Here is a 12,298-nt window from a genome sequence, read left to right as displayed (position 1 = left end):
TTAGACACCAAACTTCATTTTCATTAACTCTTGAAAGCTTGACACAATACGGAACGCATCTTTTATATGCTGACGTTCAAAACTACCAAATAAATCTGGTTGAAGTTGATTATCAATGGGTTTTTCATTTTGTATTGCTTGTAATTGGTGCTGAAATCTCAGGCGATTAACATAATGATAGGTTTCACTGAGATCTTGATAAGTGACATCATTTAACACGTTATTCTCATGCAAAAATTCCATCCGCTCACTCGTGTTTAGTGCTGTTCCTCCTTCCATTAATGAATGAATACGAATGAAATCGACCATGCAAGAAATAGCGGCTTTTTTGATATTTAATACTTTATTATTATTGCCGTCCTTTTCTAATACTAGGTGTTTAAATATTCCCAGTGGTGGACGTGTTCTCAAGGTATTACGAAGCATTGCGATAGTGAGTGACATATTTTTACTAACCAATTCATGACGGCAAGCATCAACATTCTCAAATAGGTCTTCATCGCCATAAACAGGACGAATTTCTAGAAAAACATTTAGGTTAAGCAATAAATCATATTCAGGGTTAGTACTCCATTTACGATAATATTCCTGCCAGATGTGCGCTTTTTGACACCACTTAGGTGTCGCTGCCATAAAGCGCCCTGTACATAAGCTGTAATCCAATTCAGAAAGTGCTTTACACACGTACATTGCAAAGTGATTGAAATAAATCCTATCAGATCCCGTAGCATCGTCAGAAAGAATGATGGCATTGTCTTGATCTGAGGCTAAGTGCACTTCGTTTCGAGCATGAGACCCTGCGACTATCCAAGTAAACTTACAAGGCGGTTGACCAAATTGTTCAATGGCGAGTTCGATTAATCGATAAGTGAAAGCATCATAAATCATACTCAGAACTTGTCCGATAATGGTTGGTGATGCGTTACTCTCCATCATGCCCTTAAATACAACACCGCGTTCTTTCGATAACTCAATTAAAGTTGCAATTGAATCGGCGTGACGGATCTTATCGAGTAAGAAGATAGATTGAACACTGTCGTTCTGAATTAAATGTTGTGGAGTAATAAATCCCGTGACTTGTTTTTGATGATTAAGTACCGGAATATTTTGAATACTGTGCTTCATCATTAAATGAACCGCGCTCATCACTAGTTCATCTTCGTAAACGGTATGAATATCTTCAGTCATGATAGAACTGATGGGGTCATGTACATTTCTAGCTTGAGCAACAACACGCTTCGTCATGTCTTTGTCGGTAATCATTCCGATCAATGCGTTGCTTTCATCGACAACAAACGCGCAAGAAACCCCAATAACATTGCGCATTTGATAGGCGACTTCTTGAATGCTATTAGTTGGAGAGACAATGGCTATTTTTGTATCGGCAATATCGCTATTAGGACGAAGATAGTTCAGATGTGTATGTTGGTCACTGTCTTGCATAGCATCTTGTGCTCGTAAACGAGTCTTTAAACTTAAAGCAAGTGATGAAGCTACTTGGGGGTAAGCTTCAACAGAGACGATGAGTGACGCGTAATCAAAACGATAAAGAAGTGTATTCTCTATAGCGAAAATAGAGTAGCCAAACTCGGTATTATTTTGTTGTAGATTAAAACCAAAAATGTCTTCTTCTCCTAGCTTGGCTCGGAGGGTTCCATCAAGGTTATTCTGCTGCACAACACCAGTTCGAATAATATAAAGATGGGTAGCTTCGTCATCATTCTTGATAGTTTCTTCAGGGCCAAGTAATAAAATATCTACGGTCTGAGCAATATCATTAAGTGTCGTTTGAGGTAATAGATTAAAAGGGTAAATCGTCTGCAAGAAGGAAACAATGTTAGGGAGGAGTTCATTATTCATATCGGTTGTGCCTTCTTAGTGTTTAATTTTATCAATGCCTTTTACCTTAAGCTAGTATTGAAGGCTATTCATAGTAATTACAATAAAGCGATAATTACTATGAATAGCCTCATCACAAGATGAGGCTAGAGAAGATTACCAGAATACTGAGTACAGCACTGCAAGAATAATCACAACTATGTAAGCGGCCATGTTGAAACTACGCTCAGTAGTAAACATGGAAGAATCTAAGGCGATCGCTTTAGGGTCATCATCATGTTCTGAATTACTCAGGCTAGTAAATGCAATCACTGCCATTGTAAATAGAAGTGTGTATAGCATTTGATCCATGAAAGGCATATTTAACGGCATAAATTTTAAGAATAGTGCGAATGGAATAGATACTATCACGCCAGTAACTGCGCCTTTACTGTTGGTTTTTTTCCAAAATAAACCCAATAAGAAAACAGCTAAGATACCTGGACTAACTAAACCTGTATATTCTTGAATATATTGGAATGCTTGACCAAGATTACTTAGCATTGGTGCAATTAGACAAGCAATGATTAACGCGACGATAGCTGACATTCGGCCTACATTTACAAGCTTATGATCACCTGTATTTTTCCCTATGTATTCTTTGTAAATATCCATAGTGAAAATAGTAGCGGTTGAGTTCAGCATTGAAGCCAATGATGAAACAATTGCTGCAGCTAAAGCCGCAAAAACGATACCTTTAAAGCCAACAGGTAAGAATTGAGTTAGCCAAGGATAGGCTTTATCGGCATGAGCAAGAGAGGGCATATTTGTTGTTGCTACATTACCAAGCTGTGACATCAATTCTGGTGATGTTGTTATTACATAAGCTGCAATACCCGGAACAACGACAAGGAATGGTACGATTAATTTTAAGAATGCTGCAAAAATAATCCCTTTTTGTGCTTCAGCTATCGATTTTGCCGCTAATGTTCGTTGAATTATGTATTGGTTAAAGCCCCAGTAATATAGATTTGCAACCCATAAACCACCAATGAGAACCGAAATACCAGGTAAGTTCATATATTGAGGATTACTTTGATCTAAGATCATCTCAAAATGTTCTGGTGCTGCTTCAGCCATTTTAGATAAACCGCTGAACCAACCATCAGATCCGCCAATAAAGTCCACTGCCATATAAGTGGTTAATAGACCACCAAGAATTAGGAAGAAAACTTGTATAACGTCTGTCCACACAACCGCAGATAGGCCACCATAAATAGAGTAAGCTAATGCAAATAGAGCTAAACCAAGAATAGAGTACATGAGTGGAATACCAAGGATAGTTTGTAATGCAAGCCCACCTAAGTACAATACAGAGGTTAAGTTTACGAATACATACAATGCAATCCAGAATATGGCTAAGATAGTTTTTAAGTTTTTGTTAAAGCGTTTTTCTACAAACTCTGGAATAGTGTAAATGCCTTTATCAATAAATATTGGCAGGAAGTACTTACCAACAATAATCAATGTAATTGCAGCCATCCATTCATATGAAGCAATAGCTAAACCAATCGAAAAGCCAGAACCTGACATTCCAATAAACTGTTCAGCTGAAATGTTAGCAGCAATTAATGATGAACCTACTGCCCACCAAGGAAGCGATTTTCCTGCGAGAAAGTATTCTTCTGTACTTTTTTGAGAGCCTTTTTTATCTCTCGATACCCAGAGACCAACGCCGATAATAATTGCTACATAGAGAGCAAAAACAATGATGTCGACAACTCCTAATCCATTTTCTATATCAGACATAGCATTAAACCTACCACTTGTTGTTTTGATTGAAGTTGGATTGTAAACGTTTACACTTTTAAGTGTGGTGATAGGTGTCACAAAGTGTTACAAATAGAATTAATTTTAAATAAACTTTGTAAGTCATTGTTTTTTTATTGTATAGAAAGGGAGGAGGCGTGTTTTAAGCGTGGCTGTGTTATTTTTTTAATAAGTGTAAACGTTTACATTTATTTGAAAGTGATCACGATATTATTTTAAATGCACTGGTAAACTTTACTAAAATCTAGCAGGAAGAGTTAATCATGAAAGTATTAGTAACTGGCGGAATGGGCTATATAGGTAGCCACACATGTATTCAAATGATTGAAGCAGGTATTGAACCTATCATTTTGGATAACTTGGGAAACAGCAAAGTCGCAGTGCTTGATCGCATTGAAGCGTTAACTCAAGTTCGTCCTGTTTTTTATCAGGGAGACATTCGTGATGAAGCCTTTCTAGATAGTATTTTTGCTGAGCATTCTATTTCATCGGTTATTCACTTTGCGGGATTAAAAGCCGTCGGTGAGTCTGTTGCAAAACCTCTGGAGTATTACGATAACAATGTGAATGGCTCATTGGTTTTAGCTCGCTCAATGCGAAAAGCAAATGTAAAGAGCATCGTATTTAGCTCATCTGCAACCGTATATGGTGATCCTGCTATTGTTCCTATTACTGAAAACTCACCAACAGGGGCGACAACCAATCCTTATGGTCGCAGTAAATACATGGTTGAAGAGTGTTTCTCTGATCTGTTTGATACAGAGAACGATTGGAGTATCACTTTACTTCGCTATTTCAACCCAGTCGGCGCGCATCCCTCTGGTAGCATGGGTGAAGATCCGCAAGGTATTCCAAATAATCTAATGCCATTTATTGCTCAAGTGGCGGTAGGCCGTCGTGAATCATTATCTGTATTTGGTAATGATTATCCGACACCAGATGGCACTGGCGTTCGTGATTATATTCATGTGATGGATTTAGCGGATGGGCACATCGCTGCATTAAAAGCCGTGGGTGAAAAATCAGGCCTGCATATTTACAACTTAGGTACAGGTAAAGGCTCAAGTGTATTAGAAATGATTGAGGCATTTGCACAAGCTTCGGGCAAACCCGTTCCTTATACCTTATGTCCTCGTCGTGCTGGTGACATTGCTGAATGCTGGGCAAGCACTGAAAAAGCAGAAAAAGAATTGGGCTGGAAAGCGACTCGTAATGTGATGGAAATGAGCGCGGATACATGGCGTTGGCAGTCGAATAATCCTGAAGGTTATTAAAAGATCTAAGGTTTCAGGGAGAGATTTATAAGATAGCCCTTCCTTGAATTAGCTAATCACTTTTAAAGAATTGAGTATAAAAATTATGTCAAATGTTGAGTTTAACCCTGTCGATCATCCGCATCGTCGTTATAACCCATTAACGGGTCAGTGGATTTTAGTATCACCACATCGTGCGAAACGTCCATGGAGTGGTCAAGATGAAAAGCCATCAACGGCTGAGTTACCGCAATACGACAAAGGCTGTTTCTTGTGCCCAACGAATGATCGTATCTCAGGTGATACTAACCCAGATTATAAAGGCACTTACGTATTTGGTAATGACTTTGCTGCACTGATGACGGATTCACCTGAAGCGCCGCAATCGTCTAATCCGCTATTTAAAACACAAGGGGTTCGTGGATTAAGTCGTGTTATCTGTTTTTCACCTGATCACAGCAAAACCTTACCAGAGCTGCCAGTTGGTCAAATTCGTAATGTGATTGATACATGGAGCGATCAAATTGAAGAGTTAGGAAAAGAGTACGTTTGGGTTCAAGCATTTGAGAATAAAGGCGAGACAATGGGGTGTTCTCAACCGCATCCACACGGTCAAATCTGGGCAAACAGTTTCCTACCCAATGAGATTGAGCGCAAAGAAAAACATCTTAAAGAGTATTACCAAGAACACGGTTCAAACTTGTTAGTTGATTATGTTGAATCAGAACTAAAAGATGGCGAACGTACGGTAGTAGAAACAGAACATTGGATTGCTGTTGTCCCTTATTGGGCAGCATGGCCGTTTGAAACCATGCTACTACCAAAAACACACATTCGTCGCATGAGTGAATTAACGGACGAGCAACGTGATGATTTGGCGTTAGCAATCAAAAAACTAACCAGCCGTTACGACAACTTGTTCCAGTGTTCATTCCCATACTCAATGGGTTGGCATTACGCGCCTTTCTTTGAAGAGGGCACAGACGTTGATCATTGGCAACTGCATGCACTGTTTTATCCGCCACTGCTTCGCTCTGCATCGGTACGTAAATTCATGGTGGGTTACGAAATGCTAGCCGAAAGCCAACGAGATTTAACAGCCGAGCAAGCCGCGCAAAAACTGCGTGATGTGAGTGATGTGCATTATAAAGATCTTTAAAAGAGCAGATCGCTCCGCTTGAAGAGTTCAGAAGTGCTTGTGATGAATATAACACTCACAGAAAATGACTCTGAGCTCTGCAAGGGAGCTTGCGACCGATCTGAATTCTACTCAATAAAAATATTTGAAGACATCTTTGAAATAACAAAGATAACAAATCTAAAATTTGGAAATAGCCATGACAAATCTAATTAAAAACGTAAAAGACGCATTCAACTCAGTACTTTCTTACGCTCCAACGCACATTGTTCAAGCGCCGGGTCGTGTGAACTTAATTGGTGAACATACCGACTATAACGACGGTTTTGTATTGCCTTGTGCGATTAATTACCAAACCGTAGTGGCAGTAGCTAAGCGTGACGACAACATTGTTCGTGTCGTATCGGTAGATTATGGCAATGAAACCGACGAGTTTGATATTACTCAAGAGATCACATTCCAAGAAAACAAAATGTGGGCGAACTACATTCGTGGCGTAGTGAAATGTTTAATTGGTCGTGGTTTTGAATTTAAAGGCGCAGATATTTCAGTGACTGGAAACGTACCACAAGGTGCCGGTCTTAGCTCATCAGCCGCATTGGAAGTGGTTATTGGTCAAACGTTTAAAGAGCTGTATAACCTAAATATCAGCCAAGCAGAAATCGCGCTCAATGGTCAGCAAGCTGAGAACGAATTTGTGGGTTGTAACTGCGGCATTATGGACCAAATGATCTCTGCGGAAGGTAACGAAAACCACGCGATGTTACTCGATTGTCGTTCATTAGAAACAACAGCAGTATCAATGCCAGAAGATATGTCAGTGATTATTATTAACTCAAACAAAAAACGTGGCTTGGTTGATTCAGAATACAACACTCGCCGTGAACAATGTGAAGAAGCCGCACGTATCTTTGGTGTAAAAGCACTGCGTGATGTAAGCATTGAAGAGTTCAACGCAAAAGCACATGAATTAGATGAAATGGTCGCAAAACGTGCGCGTCACGTGATTACAGAAAATGATCGTACCGAAGAAGCGGCAAAAGTGTTAGCGTCAGGGGATATGAAACGAATGGCTGTTTTAATGGCTGAATCACATGCCTCGATGCGCGATGATTTTGAAATCACCGTAAACGAAGTCGATACCTTAGTTGATATCGTTAAAAACGTGATTGGTACCGAAGGCGGCGTTCGTATGACTGGTGGTGGTTTTGGTGGCTGCATCGTTGCTTTAGTTCCGCCTGTATTGGTTGATGAAGTTAAAGCGGCAGTTGAAGAACTGTATGAAACGGCAACAGGCCTAAAAGAATCAATTTATGTGTGCCAAGCAAAAAATGGTGCAGGTTTAGTAGAAGTGCTGTAAGGAATACACATGACAGAACAATCAACATTGTTCGAAACCATGACAAAGGAGGCGGCCAGCGATGGTCGCCTTGCTCAGTTATTCGAACTTAAAAATGAAAACGGAATGCGCGCTGTGTTTATGGACATTGGCGCAACCTGGTTAAGTTGCAGAGTGCCAGTAAAGGGCAAACTGCGTGAAGTGCTACTTGGCCAATCAACAATGGCAGGCTTTAAAAAACAAGCAAGTTATATGGGTGTTACTGTAGGTCGCTATGCCAATCGAATTGCGAATGGTCAGTTTAAAATTGATGGCACTAAATACCAAGTAGATACCAACCAAGCAGGCAATACTTTACACGGTGGTACTGAAGGGTTTGATAAGCGTCGTTGGTCAGTAGTAAAAGAGACAACAAACAGCGTTGAATTTAGTTTAATTTCACCTGATGGCGACCAAGGCTTTCCGGGGGAGTTAACGGTTTCTGTTACCTACCAACTGACTGATGATAATCAAATCGTGATCAGTTATAACGGACAAACGACTAAATCAACCCCGGTTAATTTGACCAACCATGCTTATTTTAATTTACTTGGTGCAGATACTGAACATATGAGTTTAGATCATATCTTAAGCGTTAACGCTAATGAGTACGTACCAACGACTGACGTAGGCATTCCAAAAGGCGCATGGAAAAAAGTAAAAGACACCAACTTCGATTTCACCGATCCAAAAGTGATCTCACAAGATTTTATGCTAGACAAAGACCAAGATAACGCCAAAGGTTATGACCACTCATTTGTGCTAGATAAAGCGTGTGAAAAAGGGGAGTGTGCAGCAAGCCTAACCTCTCCTGATAGCTTAGTTACAATGCATGTGGTGACCACAAAACCAGCAATGCAGTTATATACTGGAAATTGGTTAGCAGGTACACCAAATCGTATCGGTGGTGAATATCAAGATTATTCAGGTGTGGCATTAGAAACACAGTTCTTACCTGATGCGGTTAACCATCCAGAATGGTCTCAACCAAGCGCGATTTTGTCGCCTAATGATAGTTATCATAACAAAACGTGTTATCAGTTTATTGTATAAATTGAGGTGCGTTCTATAAGAAATCCCTAATCATTAAGTGGTTAGGGATTTTTTTATTCATAAATTAATGAGGCTTTGATCATACTTAACCATGCTTTTTTATGAAAAAGTGCCTATGCTGATTATAGTTAATAATTATAATTGATAAATTAAGCGCTAGGTATTTTATGAGTAAAGATATGTCCTTAAAGAAAAAAAGCATATTGGCGTTAGGCTGCTATGTGTGTTTTTTAATCGCTATTATCGGAAGTATCACCTATTACGTTGTTCAATCACCTATTCGTTCTAATTTAGAAAATAATCTTGATGTAAGAACTCAACTTTTATCACGAGAAATAGATGATCCACTTAGCCATTCTCTTTCAACATTGCACGCCCTAGTTGGCGTTGTTGTCAGTGGTTATTCTCCTGATGTAATTCAAAATATGCTCTCTTCTGTGCTTAAAGAAAGCGATGACATCATTATTAGTGGTGGGATATGGCCCGAGCCTAATACATACATACCTTCTAAACGTTTAGCCAGTGTGTTTTTTGCGCGAGATGAACAGGGAGGGGTTAAGCTGATTGACGATTATAATAAACCGAGTGCATTACCCTATCAAAATGAATCTTGGTATGTATCTGTTGCTCATGAGAACAGCGATCAACGAATTTCATGGTCTGAGGTTTATATTGATCCTTTCACTAAACAGAAAATGATCACGGCTTCTCAGCCTTATTTTAATGAAGGGAAGTTTGTTGGAGTAGCAACCATAGATATCTCTCTTAAAGGGTTAATCAGTGTTATTGAATCCCAAGCTGAGAAACACAAATTAGGTATTATCATTAAGAATGCTGATATCACTATTGCAGAATATAAATTTAACGTGCAGGAAGACATGTATGTAGTGAAGCATACGATGGAAGATTTTAATTGGGAAATTAATGTTATTAATTCTTATCGAACGGTTTCTGATGAAATTTATGCACAGATAATTAATATTGAATTAGGTATTGTTCCTATTTTATTACTGTGTGTGATCATTGGGTATTACATCATTAATCGCAGTTTAATTAATCCGATTATCTTAATATCCGAGCAAATTAATGAAACCGACTCGAATGAAAAAATAGACATTAATTATTCTTACAAAGATGAAATTGGTAATTTGATCTCCTCGTTTAATAAGAAAACAGAATTTCTTGAAATCGAAAAAATAAAAGCAGAATCATCAACTAAAGCGAAGAGTTCTTTCTTAGCTAACATGTCCCATGAGATCCGTACTCCATTAAATGGCATTATTGGTATGTCTGATATTTTGGCTGAAACGGCGTTAAATCCAGTACAAACTGAATACCTACATACTATAGAAACTTCATCTCAAGCCTTGCTTCTATTGATTAATGACATTCTTGATTTATCTAAAATAGAATCTGGCAATTTAGTATTAGTACCGCAACAATCTCATGTAGCAGAAGTGGCTTACGACACACTAACCGTAGTTTTAGGGAAAGCATCAGATAAAGGGTTAGCATTACAAATTGAGCTTGCACCAAATTTACCTGATATCGTGATGTTAGATGAACATCGATTACGACAAGTATTGATGAACCTAATGTCTAATGCGGTTAAGTTTACTCAAAATGGAGCCGTAATCTTATCTATTCATTATGAGGAAAAATCTAACTCACGAGGCTCGTTACTTTTTGCGGTAAAAGATACAGGTATTGGTATTAGTAAAGATAAGTTAAAACAAGTATTTGAACCATTTACTCAAGAAGATAGCTCTATTACGCGCCAATTCGGTGGAACTGGGCTAGGGTTAGCGATTTGTCGTCAGTTAGTTGAATTGTTAGGCGGTGAAATTAAATTAGATTCAGAAAAGGTATTTGGCAGTAAGTTTTACTTCACGCTTGATGTTGACGTTGTTGAATCAAAAATGCCTAAACTAAAAGAATGCAGTAGTACTAAGTGTTTGATTATTAGTAATAATAAAGCCTATGCTTCGCAGTTAAATATGGAGTGTAATCAATTAGGCTTATCTCCTGTAGTTGTGCGAAATAGTGATGATATTCAAACTCAAGCTGCAAACTATGATGTGATTATATATTGCCAAGATACATTGACCTCTACGCTTAAAAACGTAGATAAAATAAATGAATTAACTCATCGACCAGGTTTGATTATTTGTCGAAAACAAGCAGACGAGAAAGCTGATTTTAAACATGCCATTGATGGTTTGATAATTTATCCTTTGCTTGGAAAACGATTCAGTAAAGTGATGAAACAGACCATCATATCTGCAAAAAATAGACATAATGAGGAAGATGCCACTCCATTGAATGGAGTCTCTTCAGATGACGTTCCAGCTGAAGCAGAAAATAATAAAGTAGAAGAGAAAGCGATACTGGTTGTGGAAGATAACCTAATCAACCAAAAAGTTGCTTCATTACTACTGAAAAAAGAAGGTTTCCGTGTTGATTTAGCGAATGATGGCCAAGAAGCTGTCGAAATGATCAAAGCCCAAACAACGACGTATTCATTAATATTAATGGATTGTATGATGCCAGTGATGGACGGATTTGCTGCAACTGAAGCGATTCGAGCATGGGAACAAACACAAATTCAAAAGCGTTTACCAATCATAGCACTGACAGCAAGTGTTTTTGTTGAAGATATTGATAAATGTTATCAATCAGGAATGGATGATTATGTTGCTAAGCCGTTTAAAAAAGAGCTTATCTTAGAGAAGCTTGAAGCTTATACCTAACTGAATTTTAAATTTAAATAAAAGGCTAAAGTATATTAATGACTTGGCCTTTTTTAGGATAAACAGAGATAACGGATTAATTAATCTTCGCTATCGAGGCGCGTTTGATTAAAGAAGCCTCAAAAATGGTCCCTCTAATAGTCGTGTTATTTTCTTTTGCTAAGGCCAGAGATAACTCTGCTGCTTGCTCTGCCATCGCTTGAATTGGATAATCCATGGTGCTGAGTTTTGGGTGAAGATATTTAGCAATCAAGCCATTATCAAATCCCATTAAAGAGATCTTATTAGGCACTGAGATGCTATATTCTTCTAGTGTCGATAATGCTCCAGCAGCCATGTAATCGTTGTAGCAAACAGCCGCTGTAAAGGGGGCTTCTTTATTAAGTAGTGTTTGCATTGCGATTGTACCGCCTTCATCTGTAGGCTCTGCGGCAATGATTAGAGTATTGTTGATTGATAAGTTATGTTTCTTTAATGCTGTAACGTAGCCTGATTGACGCTGGTGGCTATCATCAATGTCTTGGTTAGAATTGATGTAAGCGATATGTTGGTGGCCATTCTCGATTAAGTATTCTGTAGCAAGTAGGGAGCCTAACTCATTATCAAGAGAAATACAGCGTTCAGCTATTTCTGGAATATGACGATTGATAATCACAAGTCCTTTTACTTCATTTGCAAACTGGATTAGATCTTCATCACAGAGCCCTTTTGAATGAATAACAAGAGACTCGCATCGGTTGTTAATTAATAATTCAATGGCTTCTTTTTCGGTTTGAGCGTCGTGATACCCATTACCAATTAATAAGTGTTTATTATTAGCTCTTGCAACACCATCCACTGCTTTGATTAAGGCTCCAAAAAAAGGATCAGATACATCAGCAACAACGACACCAATTGTATTGGTACTTTTACTGACTAAAGCCCTTGCATTGGCATTGGGTCTATATCCTAATTTGGTCATTGCAGCATTAACCGATTCTATGGCTGTTTTGCTTGCTTTAGGTGATTTATTTACTACACGAGAAACAGTGGCAACAGATACGCCAGCCTCTTTTGCTACATCTTTAATGGTTGCCAT

8 protein-coding genes are annotated in these 12,298 nt (G+C 38.5%); 5 read left to right on the top strand and 3 right to left on the bottom strand.

What is annotated here, in order from left to right; all coding sequences use genetic code 11:
* The gene (locus tag AC2IP4_RS14275) at positions 1–1,860 is read right to left on the bottom strand and encodes a DUF294 nucleotidyltransferase-like domain-containing protein (protein ID WP_375320395.1); all 1,860 of its coding nucleotides are present in this window, start codon (positions 1,858–1,860) and stop codon (positions 1–3) included.
* Between the two features lie 135 nt (positions 1,861–1,995).
* Positions 1,996–3,627 carry a sodium/sugar symporter gene (locus AC2IP4_RS14270; protein ID WP_486310975.1) on the bottom strand — a complete coding sequence of 544 codons (1,632 nt, stop codon included), beginning with the start codon at positions 3,625–3,627 and terminating at the stop codon, positions 1,996–1,998.
* Positions 3,628–3,911: 284 nt separating this feature from the next.
* Here AC2IP4_RS14270 and galE point away from each other — a divergent pair, with 284 nt between their 5' ends.
* From galE to AC2IP4_RS14245, 5 genes are all read left to right on the top strand, one after another.
* Positions 3,912–4,922, top strand: coding sequence for a UDP-glucose 4-epimerase GalE (gene galE, locus AC2IP4_RS14265; protein WP_486310974.1), 1,011 nt, complete (start codon positions 3,912–3,914; stop codon positions 4,920–4,922).
* A gap of 85 nt (positions 4,923–5,007) precedes the next feature.
* A complete protein-coding gene (locus AC2IP4_RS14260; RefSeq protein ID WP_486307598.1) occupies positions 5,008–6,060 on the top strand; it encodes a UDP-glucose--hexose-1-phosphate uridylyltransferase in 1,053 nt (350 codons plus the stop codon).
* A gap of 178 nt (positions 6,061–6,238) precedes the next feature.
* Positions 6,239–7,399 carry a galactokinase gene (gene galK, locus AC2IP4_RS14255; protein WP_486310973.1) on the top strand — a complete coding sequence of 387 codons (1,161 nt, stop codon included), beginning with the start codon at positions 6,239–6,241 and terminating at the stop codon, positions 7,397–7,399.
* Positions 7,400–7,408: 9 nt separating this feature from the next.
* Positions 7,409–8,470, top strand: coding sequence for a galactose-1-epimerase (galM, locus tag AC2IP4_RS14250; RefSeq protein WP_486310972.1), 1,062 nt, complete (start codon positions 7,409–7,411; stop codon positions 8,468–8,470).
* Positions 8,471–8,637: 167 nt separating this feature from the next.
* Entirely contained in the window at positions 8,638–11,220 is a 2,583-nt protein-coding gene (locus AC2IP4_RS14245; protein ID WP_486310971.1) for an ATP-binding protein, read from the top strand.
* Between the two features lie 76 nt (positions 11,221–11,296).
* On the opposite strand, the gene AC2IP4_RS14240 is transcribed toward AC2IP4_RS14245, so the two are convergent.
* Complete coding sequence (locus AC2IP4_RS14240; protein WP_486307594.1) at positions 11,297–12,298, bottom strand: substrate-binding domain-containing protein; 1,002 nt, start codon at positions 12,296–12,298, stop codon at positions 11,297–11,299.

The organism is Aliivibrio thorii (assembly GCF_057368585.1).
This window is presented reverse-complemented; position numbering and strand designations above follow the sequence as displayed.